Here is a 347-nt window from a genome sequence, read left to right on the forward strand (position 1 = left end):
TGTTCGGGTTGTTCGAATTCTCCCTCTGGTCTAAGATTATCCTGTGGTCTTTTTTGAGTTGGACGCTCTGCTGGACGCCACTTTTCTGGTTTAGGCGTTTCGAATTCTCCTTCAGGCTTGAGATTATCCTGAGGCTTTTTAGGAGTTTGTCTCTTGGCGGGTCTCCATTCTTCAGATTCTGGTTGTTGGAAGTCACCTTCAGGCTTAAGATTATCTTTAGCTTTTTTTGCGTAGGTCTTTCAGCTGGACGCCATTCATCAGGGGTTCTTTTTTCAAAGTCTCCTTCAGGCTTAAGATTGTCTTCTGGTCTGCGTACTGGAGCTCTGTCGCCTGGGCGCCATTCATCT

General features: G+C 46.4%; 1 protein-coding gene. It reads right to left on the reverse strand.

The window, feature by feature from the left end:
- The coding region (locus F0U47_RS22940; protein WP_223162865.1) for a hypothetical protein at positions 1 to 347 on the reverse strand (347 nt) is incomplete at both ends.

Origin of the sequence: Nocardioides antri (assembly GCF_008373765.1) — a bacterium.
GTDB lineage: Bacteria > Actinomycetota > Actinomycetes > Propionibacteriales > Nocardioidaceae > Nocardioides > Nocardioides antri.